The sequence below is a fragment of the Flavobacterium collinsii genome (genome assembly GCF_902804485.1).
Lineage (GTDB): Bacteria > Bacteroidota > Bacteroidia > Flavobacteriales > Flavobacteriaceae > Flavobacterium > Flavobacterium collinsii.
In genome coordinates, this window is the sequence record NZ_CADCST010000054.1 from 58,026 (window position 1) to 73,223 (window position 15,198).

General features: G+C 36.1%; 15 protein-coding genes. 3 read left to right on the forward strand and 12 right to left on the reverse strand.

Annotated features, from left to right (window positions below; genetic code table 11):
- Positions 1–73: 73 nt before the first annotated feature.
- From FLA105534_RS02440 to FLA105534_RS02470, 7 genes are all read right to left on the reverse strand, one after another.
- Positions 74–871 (reverse strand): tetratricopeptide repeat protein, encoded by a 798-nt coding sequence (locus tag FLA105534_RS02440; RefSeq protein ID WP_173964460.1) that lies wholly within the window; start codon positions 869–871, stop codon positions 74–76.
- Between the two features lie 3 nt (positions 872–874).
- A complete protein-coding gene (locus tag FLA105534_RS02445; RefSeq protein WP_173964539.1) occupies positions 875–2,062 on the reverse strand; it encodes a lycopene cyclase family protein in 1,188 nt (395 codons plus the stop codon).
- A gap of 18 nt (positions 2,063–2,080) precedes the next feature.
- Positions 2,081–2,545, reverse strand: a complete 465-nt coding sequence (locus FLA105534_RS02450) for a thioredoxin family protein (RefSeq protein WP_173964461.1) — start codon at positions 2,543–2,545, stop codon at positions 2,081–2,083.
- Positions 2,546–2,712: 167 nt separating this feature from the next.
- Entirely contained in the window at positions 2,713–4,974 is a 2,262-nt protein-coding gene (locus FLA105534_RS02455) for a TonB-dependent receptor (RefSeq protein WP_173964462.1), read from the reverse strand.
- A gap of 266 nt (positions 4,975–5,240) precedes the next feature.
- The gene (locus FLA105534_RS02460) at positions 5,241–6,152 is read right to left on the reverse strand and encodes an NAD(P)/FAD-dependent oxidoreductase (RefSeq protein ID WP_173964463.1); all 912 of its coding nucleotides are present in this window, start codon (positions 6,150–6,152) and stop codon (positions 5,241–5,243) included.
- 12 nt (positions 6,153–6,164) lie between these two features.
- The gene (locus tag FLA105534_RS02465; protein WP_173964464.1) at positions 6,165–7,370 is read right to left on the reverse strand and encodes a GTP-binding protein; all 1,206 of its coding nucleotides are present in this window, start codon (positions 7,368–7,370) and stop codon (positions 6,165–6,167) included.
- Positions 7,371–7,372: 2 nt separating this feature from the next.
- A complete protein-coding gene (locus tag FLA105534_RS02470; protein WP_173964465.1) occupies positions 7,373–7,720 on the reverse strand; it encodes a MerC family mercury resistance protein in 348 nt (115 codons plus the stop codon).
- Positions 7,721–7,814: 94 nt separating this feature from the next.
- Between FLA105534_RS02470 and FLA105534_RS02475 the strand changes: the two genes are divergently transcribed.
- The 3 genes from FLA105534_RS02475 to FLA105534_RS02485 all read left to right on the forward strand — a co-directional run bounded on the left by FLA105534_RS02475 (position 7,815) and on the right by FLA105534_RS02485 (position 10,902).
- Positions 7,815–8,207, forward strand: a complete 393-nt coding sequence (locus FLA105534_RS02475) for a Fur family transcriptional regulator (protein WP_173964466.1) — start codon at positions 7,815–7,817, stop codon at positions 8,205–8,207.
- A 74-nt stretch (positions 8,208–8,281) separates the two neighbouring features.
- Positions 8,282–10,150, forward strand: a complete 1,869-nt coding sequence (locus FLA105534_RS02480) for an Nramp family divalent metal transporter (protein ID WP_173964467.1) — start codon at positions 8,282–8,284, stop codon at positions 10,148–10,150.
- A 98-nt stretch (positions 10,151–10,248) separates the two neighbouring features.
- Positions 10,249–10,902 (forward strand): metal-dependent transcriptional regulator, encoded by a 654-nt coding sequence (locus FLA105534_RS02485; protein ID WP_173964468.1) that lies wholly within the window; start codon positions 10,249–10,251, stop codon positions 10,900–10,902.
- Between the two features lie 363 nt (positions 10,903–11,265).
- On the opposite strand, the gene FLA105534_RS02490 is transcribed toward FLA105534_RS02485, so the two are convergent.
- The 5 genes from FLA105534_RS02490 to FLA105534_RS02510 form a co-directional block, all read right to left on the reverse strand.
- Positions 11,266–11,754, reverse strand: coding sequence for a DinB family protein (locus FLA105534_RS02490; RefSeq protein ID WP_173964469.1), 489 nt, complete (start codon positions 11,752–11,754; stop codon positions 11,266–11,268).
- Positions 11,755–11,764: 10 nt separating this feature from the next.
- Positions 11,765–12,163: a hypothetical protein gene (locus FLA105534_RS02495; RefSeq protein ID WP_173964470.1), complete on the reverse strand. Its 399-nt coding sequence runs from the start codon at positions 12,161–12,163 to the stop codon at positions 11,765–11,767.
- Between the two features lie 147 nt (positions 12,164–12,310).
- The gene (locus FLA105534_RS02500; protein ID WP_173964471.1) at positions 12,311–13,093 is read right to left on the reverse strand and encodes an enoyl-CoA hydratase/isomerase family protein; all 783 of its coding nucleotides are present in this window, start codon (positions 13,091–13,093) and stop codon (positions 12,311–12,313) included.
- A gap of 10 nt (positions 13,094–13,103) precedes the next feature.
- The gene (locus FLA105534_RS02505; protein WP_017495829.1) at positions 13,104–14,519 is read right to left on the reverse strand and encodes an ATP-binding protein; all 1,416 of its coding nucleotides are present in this window, start codon (positions 14,517–14,519) and stop codon (positions 13,104–13,106) included.
- A 130-nt stretch (positions 14,520–14,649) separates the two neighbouring features.
- Positions 14,650–15,198, reverse strand: coding sequence for a CopD family protein (locus tag FLA105534_RS02510; RefSeq protein WP_173964540.1), 549 nt, complete (start codon positions 15,196–15,198; stop codon positions 14,650–14,652).

Genomic DNA, 15,198 nt, shown 5'->3' on the forward strand with positions numbered 1-15,198 from the left:
TTGAACTGCAAAGTTACAAAGTTTACTCGCAACTACTTAAATTCAGGTATAAAGTTTTGTTATAGTTCAATTGTTATTTGCTAAACTTTTTTTGGTAGGGATAAGTCTCATAGATCGTATTGTCTTCATTGATCGAAAAACCTTTGGCTGCATCTTCTCTTGCCACACCAACCAAAGCCACGACTTCTTCTCTTGGTTTTCCTTGTTGCAACCAGCAAATGGCTTTATAATATTTTACATCCGAAAATTCAGGATATACTTTGAGCGCTTTATCAAAAATAACAAGTGCTTCGTCCCATTTTTTGAGCTCATATTTGGCAATTCCCTGATAAAAATACGCTGTAGGATGTTCTAATTGTTGTCTGTTTTTATAAATGTCATTTACATAATCGTCAAACAGCTTTTCGGCTTTATCGTATTCATTCAATTGCAAATAACAAAGCCCTATATAAAAACTATAGGTATGATCCATGACATAACTGTTTCCGTAAAGTTTAATGCATTCTTCAAAATCAACAATCGCACTTTTATACGTTTTCGCAAAAATACATTTTATAAAAGCCCGGTACGGAAGCCATTCTTGTTTATTATAACGAACGGCTTTATCCAGAAAAGGCATTCCGACTTCGTATTTCTTGCATTTAAAATACGGCATTGCTTTTTGTTGCCACAGATAAGCTATTGTGCTATCTTTTTTTAGACCTTCGTCGATGCAATTTTGCCATTCTGACATTTGAAAAGTATAATTGTACTTATAGGCACAACTGTCTAAGTATTTGACCTGAATAGCATCCTGAGCTTTATTTTTGGATACTTGTGCAAAAGAGATAATCGAAAAAAAGAAACTGAATGCTAAAATAATGTTTTTCAAAGGTTATTGGTTTAAGTTAAATTTATTTGGAAGAAAAATCACTCTAAATAACGCTTTTATAAATGGCACTTTAGGACACTTTAAAATAACTTTAACATCTTCGATCAAAGTAGTTTCTTCGTCTAAGAATTTAAAGATCAAAGACGGATTTCCTTTTTTGAATAATGACGAAAAAATACTGCTCCCCAATTCATTATGACGATATAGAATATCCAAAAGCAGTAAATCATAAAACCAGAATCTGTTTTTTTTATGAAAGGCACTTAATTTTAGTGACATTGAAGAACTAAGAAAGGACACTAATTCAGATGATTTCTTATCCGAATTTCTAAAAGTATAGCCCGTACTTGCTTTCGTCCAGCCCCCGGCTGTTCCAATATTCAAAACGCGTTTGGTGTTTTTCTTCCAAAACGGATAAGCGGTCATTGGGATACTTCCCTGCTCCTTTTCCAGAATTTCGTATGGATGAACTCCTAACTTCTCCAGATAAATCTGAATTTCATTTTCGTACTCTTCCTTAGAAAGTAAAATTTCAGAAAATAGTGTGTATTCTACCAGGGCTTCGGTTTTTGAAAGGGGCAGAACATACATAAAGCGTGTATTTTGTTTTTGTTCGACTGAGAAATCCATAAAAGTGGCTTGTTGCGGATCGAAGACTTCCTTTTCAGATTTCACAAACCATCCTGTAAAGTGCTGTTGTAAAACAGGATATTTCGTTTGACTTAATGCAAAAGATGAAGTATAAATACTATTGAACAGCTGATTGCAGGTATACCTATTTTCTTCAGTTCCAATAAAAACATGGGTTTCAAGTTCGTTGATATCGGTTACTTTTTCATTTAAAAAAGTAATATTGTAATGTTTCGAGAGTTCTTCAAAAACAAAATTATAAAAGTCTAATCCTCTAATTTGGCTGTATTGATACGGATTCAGGTTCAAATCACGCTTGGAATTTTCATCAGCAAACAAAGCAGAATCCCATTTTTTTAAAACAATCGGATTCCAAATCGTTTCATGATTGGCCCAAAAGCACCAGGTTCGGTCATTTGTCTTTTTTACATCCTGATCCAGTAATAAAACCGATTTGTCTAAAAAATTCCCGGAAAGTGCCATTTTGTAAACGGTCATCAAAGCCGCTAAACCTGTTCCGGTAAAAATGTAATCAAAGTGTTTAATTTGTGAAGAATTCATCTTCAAAAATAAGAAATTTTATTCTTGCAGCTTTTCTAAAATCAGTTTAAAATCGGCAGGATTAAGGGAGTTATTGTACTGCAGAAGTATCTCGTTCTTTTCATCCAAAACACATAAAACCGGATATACAATTTGATTGTTGATGGTTCCGAGCTGCAAAGCTAGCTCATGAACTCCAACATTATTCCCTGTAGGTTTGTATTTAAAAATCTGATTGTTAAAAGTAATCTCTCGCTTTTCTTCGGCATTAAAATCGACGAAGTAAAAATCGGAATTGAGTTTTTCAATGATTTCCTGATTTTTGAAGGTTGTCGATTTCATTCTTTGGCAATACTGACACCAATCGGTATGAATGAAAACAATGATTTTCCGTTTTTGAGTTTGCTGTAAAGCATCTACTTCCTCAAAAGTTCTGCCTTTCAGCTGGCAAAATCCCGTTGAAGTTACTCCGAAGAAGAAAATAAGTAATAATAGCTTTTTCATTGTTTTGTTTCTTGCCACAGATTGTAAAGAATTTCTGTTTTGCCACGAATTTCACAAATTACAGCTAATTTTTTAGACAAAAATTTACGATTCAATTCGTGTTAATTCGTGAAATTCGTGGCAAAAGAAAAAACCCTCATCATGATTTAAATCTATGGCCCATAAATTTACCTAAAATTGTATCGCAATCCTAAAAACCCTCGAATGGTCTGGTTTTGTCCGTAAACATAAGTGGTATCAAAAGTCAAACCGTACGGATTATCAGGTGTAACCAGTACTTTTCCCGCTGAATCGTACTGCACATTTTTATCAAACGGATCATTGGTTCTCGAAATCAAAAACGGATTATTCTGCTTTGGAGTAAAGTTCAATAGGTTTTTTACTCCTCCGTAAAGTTCGAAATTCTTCCAGCCTGTATAGCTAAATTGAATGTTCTGAATGCTGTACCAGGGCGAATTTGGATTTCTAGGATCGTATTCGTTCAATAATGGCAGTTTCATTGGGCTGTAAACATTTCCTGTATAATCCAACAGTAAATTCCAAGGTTCTATTTTATAAGATACACTCCAGGTTCCGGTAAATCTTTCGGTTAAAAAGGGTCTTTGTGAAATTCCGTCTTGAACATTTTTATTGTCTAAGACAGTAGCTCCAAGGATAAACTTTAAACTATTAGTGAAATTAACATCAACATTCGTACTGATTCCCTGACTGATAGCGTAACCATCAATATTGTCATAAATAATTTTATTGGGATCGGTTTCATAATCTGAAATGATTTTATTGCTGAAGCGGGTATAGAAAGCTGTTGTTTCAATTCCGATAAAAATACCGCTGTCAAAGTTTATCTTCTGAATATAATTCAAGTTTACGTTTACCGATTTTTCCGGTTTTAAATTATTCTGAATCACAACATCTCGCGATCCTGTTAGGGCAGCATGATCTTCTGTAAACAAATTGACAACCCTAAATCCTGTTCCGGCATTTAATCGGAAGATCGTATTATCATTTGCCTTAAAACGATACGCAAATCTGGGTGTAAAGATAGAACCGTGAATGGAGTTATAGTCGTATCGTGCTCCCAGTAAAACCTGACTCTTCGACGAAAACGTGATCTCATCCTGAACAAAAATTCCCGGTAGCCAAGTGCTTTCGGCCTCTTTTGTTGCCGGTGTATTGTCGTTGTAATACGAATATCGAGTCGCGATTCCGGCAAGGAAATCATTTCTCCCTAACTTTTTATCCCAGGTCAATTGCAGGAAACCTATTTTTTGATTCGCGATATATGATGTTGTTCCGTAACGACTGTCCTGATAATGCACGTTTCCGGAGAAAGAAAGAATCAGTTTCTCTTCAAAAGGCAATTGATAACTTCCGATTAATTCTCCTCTTTTGGTATAAATACTTTCACCGTAAATTTCGTCACCACCACGGTATTTTTTCTCCCAACGAACGTCTCCACCCCAGCGATCTTCATACATACCTCGTGCTGCGATCGTAAAAAGACGATTATTATTGCGTTGAAAGCTCCATTTATTAAAAACAGAAATCCTTTTAGAAAGTGTCACATCTGTAAAATTATCTTTGTCTTTATCGATAACCTGATCGTAGTTGAAATAATTAACCCCTATAAGTGATGTCGCTTTTTTTCCGGCATTAAACTTCATTCCTAAATCAAGATTGTTTTCAAAATAAGTAGTTGTAAAGTAATCCGCAGAAAAAACCGGAGCATTCGTTGGATTTTTGGTAATAATATTGATTAATCCTCCCACAGCCTCACTTCCGTAAAGAGAAGAAGCAGGCCCTTTTACAATTTCTATTCTTTCAACCAAAGAATTTGGAATTCCTGACAATCCATAAACTGTCGAAAGACTGCTAACTATTGGCATCCCGTCGATTAAAACCAAAGTATATGGTCCTTCCAAACCGTTTATATGGATATCTCCAGTATTACAAACCCCACAATTTAGCTGCGGTCTGACTCCGTTTATATTCTGAAGCGCTTCATAAATACTGGGTGTTGGATTCCTTTTAAAGAAAACCGGCGAATAAACCTCAACGGGAACGGCACTTTCCAGACGTTTTACTGCTTTTAAGGTCCCTGAAACAACCACTTCATTCAATTGATTGTCTGTATCGTCCAATTCAAAATCATAGGATTGAGCAGCGTCCTTCGTAACATCAATCTTCTTTTTTAAAGTCTGAAAACCTACCAGCGAAACCTGAAGTGTATAATTTCCAACCGGAACATTTTCGAAGTTGTAATATCCCAAACTATCCGTAACTGCTCTGTATTTTGTTCCTGCTAAATGTACGTTTGCCAACTGTAACTGATGACCGTCACCGGAGATAATTCCCGAAACAGAGCTGGTTTCCTGAGCAAATGAAAACTGTAAACAAAATAAAAGCAGTATCAAAAATAGTTTTTTCATTGTTATAAAATTAAATTTAGACAAAACTAAAAATTAAATTTGACAAATATTGTTTCTAAAGCAAAAAACTTTCAAAATAGACTATAATTCAATATTTTGCGGGAGTTTTACTGACATCAAAAAAGAGTTAGTCTCTTTCCTCTTTAAAGGAGATTAATCAAATTTTGCTCTTGCAAACGGAGACATACCCTATAATTTAATGTGAGATGAAATGCCTTTTGACAAACTACAGCAACTCCGTCTCTATGTTTTTACTAAAAAATAATTTAGACAAATGATTCGTCAATGAGTTCTTTATTGATTGATGCCCCTGCGAAAGATCCGGAAGAAACAGCCATCGCAACGGATCTTGCCTGAATATGGCAATCGCCACTGGCAAAAACTCCCGGAATTGTAGTTTTTTGAAGTGCATCTACTTTCAGCAGACCTTGTTCGGTCAGTTCGCAGCCTAAAGATCCCGGCAGCGGACAGTGTTGTTCAAAAGGTGATCTGAAATAAATGGCTTTCACTTCAATTTTGGATTGATTTTTAAAAACAATATGTTGAACATATCCGTTTTCTTGCTTTACAACTGCAATTTCATCCTCTACAATTTGAATTTTATGTTCTTGCAAAATCTTAGATTGTTCTAAAGTAAAAGCAGATTTTCCGTTGGTCAATATTCTTAAATCAGTAGTCCAGTTTGAGATGAGTTTAGCATACTCAAAACCCAAATCTCCATTGGCAATAATCGCCGTTTTCTCTTTTTTAACCTCATACCCATGACAATACGGACAATGTAAAATCGAAATCCCCCAACATTCTTCAAAACCATCAATTTTAGGAAGAAGGTCTCTTACTCCCGTAGCGAATAATATCTTTTTAGAAATGAACACATCTCCCGATTGTGTTTCAATTTCAAATCCTTCTCCCGCCTCAACTGTTTTAATTGCCAATCCGTTATAAAAGTGAACGGTATCGTAAAAGTCAACTTGCATTAAAGCTTTCGCTGAAATAACTGCGGGTTTCTCCCCATCATGTGTTATAAAATTATGGGAATTCGGCGTTTGTCGGTTACAAGGCAAACCACTATCGATAACCAAAACCTGTCGTAAGGAACGCCCCAAACTCATTGCTGCTGAAAGCCCGCTATAACTGCCTCCAATAATTATAACCTCATATGTATTGTTGTGTATCATTCTTTTCTATCTTTAAGAAGTTCTTGGTATTGGAAAAAGATCGTTTTTTGGAAAGAAACCATCCTGAAAATCTACAATCTCATCTGCTGTACAAAGACATTTTTTCAGTTCGCTGAGAATTTCAGTCTCTTTCATTTTCTGACCAATAAAAACAAGTTCGTTGAGTCTGTCACCAAAATTAGAAGTCCATCTTTCTTCAATAATATCCTGAAATTCAACAAAATTATTAAAAGTCATTCGTTCGCTTAGCGGCATACTCGCCCACCATACTCCGGCTCCTTCGGCTTTCATCGATCCGCCGGCCTGGCTCCAGTTTATGGCTTGTTCCGGTCGGGAAGCCAGCCACAATAGCCCCTTGCTCCGAATGATGTCCGTAGGAAAATCTGATGTAATAAAATTCCACAATCGATTGGGATGAAAAGGTCGCGGATCTCTAAACACAAACGAATTAATTCCGTACTCCTCTGTTTCGGGTGTATGAATTCCTTCTAACTCCCTAATCCAACCCGCTGAATTTTCAGCCTCTTCATAATTGAATAATGCTGTATTTATAATTTCGTTTGGATTTACTTTCCCTGAAACCGAATTAATTATTTTCGCCACAGGATTAATTTTTTTTATAAAAGCGCTCAGAAACTCTAGTGATTTTTCACTAATAAGATCTGTTTTATTCAGAACAATTACATTCGCAAATTCTACCTGATCTACCAAAAGATTGACTATTGTTCGATTGTCATTTTCAATATTGGACACGTTTTGCTCCTGCAATGTTTTAGCGGAACCGAAATCTTTAAAAAAGTTAAAACTATCCACAACGGTAACCATCGTATCGATAAAACTAAACCTGGACAAATCAATATTCTCCTCTTCATTCACAAACGAGAACGTTTGGGCCACCGGAATGGGTTCGCTAATCCCGGTACTTTCGATAAGTAAATAATCAAACCTGTCTTCTTTTGCGAGTTTTTCGACTTCAAGCATCAAATCTTCCCGCAGAGTACAGCAAATACAACCATTAGTCATTTCGACCAATTTTTCCTCCGTTCTGGATAAGGTGTGTTCGTTCTTTACGAGTTGCGCATCAATATTAATTTCACTCATGTCATTAACAATCACAGCAACTTTCAATCCTTCTTTGTTGTGAAGGATGTGATTCAGGAGTGTCGTTTTTCCTGCGCCAAGAAATCCGCTTAATACGGTTACGGGTAGTTTTTTCATTTTTAAGCGTGTTTATGGTTTTTATAATTCAGCAGATGTCCGATAATCATTCCGATGCCACCTACGAAAATCAGATCCAGATGAATATCCAATATAATTTCACTCAGAATACTAATCCAAATAAGGGACATCGATAAAATCAAAGTTGTAGCTACTAAAAGACTTGATTTTTTAATAATTTTGAGAACTGCAACTAAACCTAAGGAAGCAAAGGTCAAATCGATAAACGGATTGTGACTTAAGCCCAAAGGCAAAATAGTAAGAAGCGGAAATACGAGACAATGAACCAAACAAATGGTAGCACTTGAGATTCCTAATATATCGTAAAAAGGTGTCGTTGTTTTCTTCATTTTCAGTACATTTGCTTAATGCAATTTTGTTGCAAATATATAACTTTATTTCAAATGCAACATTGTTGCATTAATATTTTTTAATGCTTTGAAAATGAAAACAACAAGAAATACAGCAGCAAAAACAGCCGTTCTCGAGATTTTTGACAAATCTAAGACCGCCTTGTCTCATACAGAAATTCACAAACAAATTGATGATTTATGCGATCGCGTGACGATCTACAGAATTTTAGACCGACTGGTAAATGATGATATTATACATAAAATCGTAAATCTGGACGGGACTGTAAAATATGCGAAATGCCATCATCATGCGCAAAGAGTACACATTCATAACCACGCTCATTTCAGCTGTGAAAAATGTTTAGAGGTAACTTGTCTGGAAAATGTAAAACCGAGTTACATTATTCCGCACAATTATAAAGTAAATGATATAAACTTCACCTTGTCAGGATTATGTCCGAATTGTTTGAATTCAAACATTTAAGTTTTAGACTTGTCTAAAAATATTGTTGTGCGAACATCATTTATCCCTATATTTGTTCAAACAACATTTTTACAATGACCAAATCTTTAGAAGAAGTTCACCAATCGGTTGCAACACAGCATAAAAAAACAGGTTTCAGAAAAATATTAGCATTTTTAGGTCCAGCATACCTCGTAAGTGTAGGCTACATGGATCCCGGAAACTGGGCGACAGACATCGCCGGAGGTAGTCAGTTTGGATATTCTTTACTTTGGGTTTTGCTGATGAGTAATTTAATGGCTCTGTTACTTCAGAGCTTAAGCGCAAGACTGGGAATCGTGACACAACGTGATTTGGCCCAGGCATCGCGAGAGACCTATTCTAAATTCATCAATTACATTTTATATTTTTTAGCCGAAATCGCCATTGCGGCCTGTGATCTTGCCGAAGTTCTTGGGATGGCGATCGGAATTAATCTTCTTTTTGACATTCCGTTGATCGAAGGAGTTTTAATCACAGTATTAGACACTTTCTTGTTATTATTCCTAATCAACAAAGGAATCCGAAAAATGGAGGCTTTTATTATTGTACTCGTAGCAATCATAGGATTTTCTTTTATATTCGAAATGATTTTTGCCGAACCAGAGCTGGATAAAGTTATTTATGGCTTAGTACCTTCAATTCCAAGTTCTGCTGCTTTGTATATCGCGATTGGAATTATTGGTGCAACGGTCATGCCCCACAATTTATACTTGCATTCTTCACTGGTACAAACCCGAAAATTCGACAGAACTCCCGCCGGAATTAAACAGGCGCTGAAATACAACTTTATAGATTCGACCATCGCCCTAAACCTTGCCTTTTTTGTAAACGCCGCCATTTTGATTCTGGCAGCCGCCACCTTTTATAAAAACGGAATGTTTGAAGTGGCTGAAATTCAGGATGCGCACAAATTCCTGGAACCCTTACTGGGAACAAAATGGGCTCCTGTTTTATTTGCTGTCGCCTTAATTGCAGCCGGACAAAGTTCCACGATAACCGGAACTTTAGCCGGACAAATTGTAATGGAGGGTTATTTGAATTTACGCATCCAGCCTTGGGTACGCAGAATTATAACACGACTAATTGCTATTGTGCCAGCCGTTGTGGTGATTTTAATTTATGGAGAAAGCGTAACCGGAAAACTATTGATTCTTAGCCAGGTCATTCTAAGTTTGCAACTGGGTTTTGCTATTATTCCGCTAATTCATTTTGTGAGCGATAAAACCAAAATGAAAGGATTTCATATTTCTAAAACTACACAAGTCGCTGCGTGGATTATTGCTTCGATTATCGTAACCTTAAATGCAAAACTGGTGTATGACGAAATCACATCATGGCTAGAAAGTTCAAATCATCCGACGATTCTCTGGCTTACAGTTGTTCCACTTGCCTTTGGATTCCTTGCATTACTGCTTTATATCATATTCAAACCATTTGTCGCCAGAGTAAAATCGAATATCGAAAATCATTCACCACATCATTTAAAACTAGTTTATACACCAAAGGAAAATTACGGCAAGAAAAACATCGCAATCTCAGTCGATTTTTCTAAGGCCGATGAAGCTGCACTCAACAATGCCTTTGAACTGGGCGGAATTGATGCACAATATACCTTAATTCACATTGTTGAAACGGTTGGAGCTTTGATGTACGGAGGTAATGTCGACGATCATGAGACTACTATTGATGAAAAATTATTGTCAGAGTATCAGCAGATGCTCTCCTTAAAAGGTTTCAAAATCAAAACCGAACTTGGTTTCGGAAAACCGAACAGTGTGATTCCGAACATCATCAATGTGGGTAATTTTGATATTCTGGTGATGGGAACCCACGGCCACACCGGCCTAAAAGATATTTTGTTTGGCACAACCGTAGATAAATTGAGACATAAAATTTCTATACCTTTGCTAATTGTTAAATAAAGTGGCTGAGGTTCTAAGCTGCTAAGGTTCTCAGGTTTTCTTTTAGAGTCCTTTAACTTAGCTACTCAGAACCTCAGAACCTTAGAACCTCAAAAAAAATGACTTTTTCAGAAGAAAACTATCTTAAATCCATATACCACCTTACAGCTTCGAACGATACTGAGGTCAGTACGAATGCTATTGCCGAAATGATGGAAACCAAAGCTTCATCAGTCACGGATATGCTTAAAAAATTATCTGAGAAAGATTTGGTGAATTACAAAAAGTATCAAGGAGTTTCATTGACCGAAAACGGGAAACTTGCCGCCAAAATGATTGTTAGGAAACACCGTTTATGGGAAGTGTTTTTAGTCGAAAAACTAAACTTCTCCTGGGATGAAGTTCATGATATTGCCGAACAACTGGAGCACATCAAATCCGAGCAACTCATTAACCGCCTGGATGATTTTCTGGGAAATCCTACCGAAGATCCGCACGGAGATCCTATTCCCGATGCCAATGGACGAATCGTTAAAATCGAAAAACAATTGCTTTCCGAGTTGACAGAATACCAAACCGGAGTTTGTGTAGGCGTAAAAGATACTTCCTCAGAGTTCTTAAAGTACCTGGACAAACAGGGAATTGCTTTGGGATCAAAAATTGAATTCTTGTCGAAAGAATCGTTTGATTTATCTGTTAAAATTAAGGTTGATGGACGGGAATTATCCATTTCGAATAAAATTGCCTCTAATTTGTTTGTAAAGCTGGTTTAAAGGCTTGTTGTATTTGGTTTATAAAGGTTTTTCCAGACCTTAATTAAATAGACCGAGCCTACGGCTCTGAATCTTGTGGGTAATTTATGGTTTGGACGGATTAAAATCCGTCCCTACAAAACTAGGAACGAACCTATGACTCTCTTTAAATTATTACTTCCTGAAAAACAACAAATATTCGCGAAATTATTTTTAATCCATTGATCCATAAACACAAAGACAATGGTTTATCATTAGATAATGAGAAAATTAGATGCTTAATTTTCAATTATCTAATTACCTAATTTTCACATTAATCCGTATCTTGCTATATGGTGAAATTTTAGCTTTTTACTGAAAAATTTACTTTTTAAAATGATCGAATCAACTGTATTTCTTATCGGACTGTGAAACCCATTTTCCTGCAACATCAACATTTTGTCTCAGGAGCAAATTCAACTGACCAACATGATGCTGTACATGCCTCATGTTGTATAAAATCATCTCTATTCGGTTGTAATTCTTATTTGAGGTAATGAATCTTTCTTTTGAGGTTTCTTCGTTTAATCCTTCAATTAAATAGAAAATCTTTTTTCGAGAATACTCCAAATAGTCAAGTAATTCTTCTTTTAAGTAGATTCTGTCAGGTAAAATTCCTTGTGGATCAAACTCTGATAAAGAAAATGGTTCAGGTGGAGAAAAGGTATCGGGTTCTGTAGACGAATAATAATCCATCCAAAAAATCGTATGATAAACGGAATACCAAAAATCTTTCTTGTCCCAAAAAAGCTCAGGACAAACTAAAATAGAACTTTCGAGCATGTCTATTACAGCTCCAAATTGTCTCCATAATATCCCTCTAAGTTCATCCATAACTTACTTTTTAAACAATACCTTTCTCAATCATCTCCAGCATAACCAGCGATGCGTTCTTAAAAGTAGGTTCCTGTTCAATGATGCTTCCTGCATTCTTTTTATTTACTTTAAAAGTAACATCATTAACTGTTGTAAACAGAAGTGCCGTCAGAAATGGCTTTTTGATATAGGTACCTAAAACCAATAAAGCTTCATCCAGAGTATGAATAGTTTCAATTTCTTCTGTTTTGTAACGAGTAGTTAATGAAACAGAGAAGGTATTGTCTTCATTTAAAACTAAACGAAAATAAATATTCTTAATCTCGGTGTCGCCCATTGTTTTGGCCAAAGTCAATTTTGCGAAAGTTCCCGCCTGGATGCTTTCTTTAACTCGTTCACAAAAAAGGGCAAATATTGGTTCGTACATTTTTTAAAGATTCTAAGGTTCTGGGATGCTAAGGTTCTAAGTCTTTTACCGCAAAGTTCGCCAAGATTTACGCAAAGGACACAAGAAAAATTAAAAACTTGGCGAACCTTGCGTAAACCCTCGCGACCTTAGCGGTTATGAAAAAATTTATTTTCCGGTAAATTCAGCTTTACGTTTTTCTAAAAAGGCCGTTGTTCCTTCTTTGAAATCCTGAGTTCCGAAACATTTTCCGAATGATTTGATCTCAGTATCAAAACCATTTTTACCATCAGTATAGTTTGCATTGATAGCTTTTATGGCTTTAGCAATTGCAAATGGTGCATTTTTAATAATTTTTTGAGCAATTCCGGTAGTAAAATCCAAGAGCTCTGCTTGTGGTACTACATGATTCACTAAACCGTATTGTTTGGCCTCTTCTGCAGAAATCATAGCGGCAGTCATAATCATTTCCATCGCACGTCCTTTTCCAACTAACTGTGGCAGGCGCTGTGTTCCTCCATAACCTGGAATCAATCCTAAAGTTACTTCCGGCAATCCCATTTTTGCATTGTCCGAAGCTACTCTAAAATGACATGCCATGGCCAGTTCAAGTCCTCCACCAAGAGCAAAACCGTTAACAGCTGCAATTACAGGTTTTTTCAGATTTTCAATCAAATCAAATAATGTTTCCTGTCCTTCAGCAGCTAATTGTGCTCCTTCTACAATGGTATAATTGGCAAATTCTGAAATATCGGCTCCTGCTACAAATGCTTTCTCGCCACTTCCTGTGATAATGATAACACGAACATCATCATTTTTACCTAACAGTTTCACTGCTTTACTTAAATCACTGATAGTGGCTTTGTTTAATGCATTTAATTTGGTAGGTCTATTGATGGTTACGGTTGCAATTTTTTCTTCGATTGAGATTAAAAGATTTTCGTAGTTCATGATACTTATTTTATGAGTTTGTTATCGGTAAAGAAACCCTAAATGTAGTTCCTTTTCCGTAAGTTGATTCAAAGGTAATTGTTCCTTTGTAATTTTCGATAATGTTTTTGATAATTCCGAGCCCCAACCCCATCCCGCTTGTTTTCGTAGTAAACTTTGGTTCAAAGATTCTACTGATATCCTGTTTCTGAATTCCGATTCCGTTATCTTTTACCGCAATTTCGACATCGTCGTCTATGCGTTTTACTGTAACTACAATCGATTTATGAAATTGGCTTTCCGGGATTGCCTGTGTCGCATTTTTAACAAGATTGGTGATAACCCGTATCAATTGTGTACGATCCATCTTGGAGATAATTTCCTCCTCTTCACTTTCAAAAACGATATAATCTTCATTGAAAATATCTAACGCAAGCTCAACAACCTCAACCACGTTTAAGGTTTCATTTTGTTGTGCCGGCATCGAAGCAAAGTTCGAGAATGCTGAGGCCACCGCTGTCATGGTATCGATTTGCTGAATTAAAGTCTCTGAATAATCATTTAGCTTTTGCTTTACATCTGGTGCAGTGGGGTCAAACTTGCGTTGAAAACTCTGCACCGTTAATCGCATCGGGGTAAGCGGATTTTTAATTTCGTGTGCTACCTGTTTTGCCATTTCACGCCAGGCTTCTTCACGTTCACTTTGGGCTAGTTTTATGGCACTGGTTTCCAGTTTGTCAACCATTCCGTTATAAGCCTTGATCAAAAAGTTAACCTCTTTGCTGTTTGCTTCTAAAACGATCTTTTCGTTTTTCTGGTCCAGATTCGTTTCTTCCAGTTTATCCGAAATTGTTTTTAGTGATTTTGTAATATACGTCGATAAAAAATAAGCCAATCCAAAAGCGACAATCAGCATAAAGGAATACACCTGACTTAAACGAATCAAAAAGGTATTCAGCTCATTGTCGTAATAGCCGTCGTCTTCTAAATATGGGAGATTCAGAATTCCGAGAGGCTTGAACTTTTCATCTTTAATCAAACTGTAAGACGATCTGTTTTTAACGCCATCAATCGTTTTAATATCTACAAAACGTTTTTCGATCGAAGACCGCACTAATTTCAGGATATATTCCGGAATTGGCGGCGCTACTTTATCAACAGCAAAAGACTCCTTTGAGGATTTCAGTAGTTTCCCGTCAAGACTGTAAATATTGATTTCGATTTTATGAATCTGAGCCAGTTCGTGAATTTTATCTTTAAAAATTAAATCCAGGTTGGCCGTTTTTAAAGGATATGTTGTGGTAGAAAGCACATAATTAATATGCTCTTTTACTGCATTTTCTTTACGCTCGAGACGCTCCTGATGGTACTCTTTTGCTTCGTTTTTAAACTGAATAATCGAAATAGAAGCCAATAAAAACGATGCCACAACAATCAATACAATCATCGACAGGAAAATCCTGACACGCAGCGAAAGCATCGACATTTTGAAGTTGTTAAACATATTTAGTTATTAGTGAAGAGTTATTAGTGAATAGTAAAAGTTTAAAAACTAATTACTAATCACTTTTTACTAATTACTTTTTTTCTCTTATTCTTTTATAAAATCTAAATCCCAACATGATCAGAACTGAGAATAAAATGATTCCGATCACGCCAAAAATCCAGTTGATGGCACTTTTTAAAACTACTAAAAAAACTACTGCAAATAGTATGATGGTAGCACCTTCATTCCATAAACGCATGAAGTTATTGGAATATTTCACCTCATCGTTTTGTAATTGTTTAAAAATTTGATGGCATTTTAAATGATACAGATAAAGTAAAAAAACAAAACACAATTTTACGTGCATCCAGGGCATTTTAAGCCAGGCGTTACCCAAATCTGTAAAAAACAGCATCCAAAAAGCAAAAATACTCGCCAAAACTGCTGACGGCCATGTAATAATGTACCACAAACGGTAGGCCATTATTTTGTACTGTGCCTGTAAAATCTCCTTTTCGGGAGACGGTTTTTCACTGGCTTCAATTTGATACACAAACAAACGCACTATATAAAACAAACCTGCAAACCAAGTGATTACAAATATAAGATGTAGTGATTTTAAGTAATTGTAGTACTCCAT

Bases quoted from the DNA above. Each gene is read 5' to 3' on its own strand.
- FLA105534_RS02450 (WP_173964461.1), bottom strand. From the start codon at position 2,545: ATGAAAAAGCTATTATTACTTATTTTCTTCTTCGGAGTAACTTCAACG.
- FLA105534_RS02495 (WP_173964470.1), bottom strand. From the start codon at position 12,163: ATGTACGAACCAATATTTGCCCTTTTTTGTGAACGAGTTAAAGAAAGC.
- FLA105534_RS02445 (WP_173964539.1), bottom strand. From the start codon at position 2,062: ATGAATTCTTCACAAATTAAACACTTTGATTACATTTTTACCGGAACA.
- FLA105534_RS02475 (WP_173964466.1), top strand. From the start codon at position 7,815: ATGAAAACAACAAGAAATACAGCAGCAAAAACAGCCGTTCTCGAGATT.
- FLA105534_RS02510 (WP_173964540.1), bottom strand. From the start codon at position 15,198: ATGGAGTACTACAATTACTTAAAATCACTACATCTTATATTTGTAATC.
- FLA105534_RS02485 (WP_173964468.1), top strand. From the start codon at position 10,249: ATGACTTTTTCAGAAGAAAACTATCTTAAATCCATATACCACCTTACA.
- FLA105534_RS02480 (WP_173964467.1), top strand. From the start codon at position 8,282: ATGACCAAATCTTTAGAAGAAGTTCACCAATCGGTTGCAACACAGCAT.
- FLA105534_RS02455 (WP_173964462.1), bottom strand. From the start codon at position 4,974: ATGAAAAAACTATTTTTGATACTGCTTTTATTTTGTTTACAGTTTTCA.
- FLA105534_RS02470 (WP_173964465.1), bottom strand. From the start codon at position 7,720: ATGAAGAAAACAACGACACCTTTTTACGATATATTAGGAATCTCAAGT.
- FLA105534_RS02500 (WP_173964471.1), bottom strand. From the start codon at position 13,093: ATGAACTACGAAAATCTTTTAATCTCAATCGAAGAAAAAATTGCAACC.
- FLA105534_RS02490 (WP_173964469.1), bottom strand. From the start codon at position 11,754: ATGGATGAACTTAGAGGGATATTATGGAGACAATTTGGAGCTGTAATA.
- FLA105534_RS02460 (WP_173964463.1), bottom strand. From the start codon at position 6,152: ATGATACACAACAATACATATGAGGTTATAATTATTGGAGGCAGTTAT.
- FLA105534_RS02465 (WP_173964464.1), bottom strand. From the start codon at position 7,370: ATGAAAAAACTACCCGTAACCGTATTAAGCGGATTTCTTGGCGCAGGA.
- FLA105534_RS02505 (WP_017495829.1), bottom strand. From the start codon at position 14,519: ATGATTGTATTGATTGTTGTGGCATCGTTTTTATTGGCTTCTATTTCG.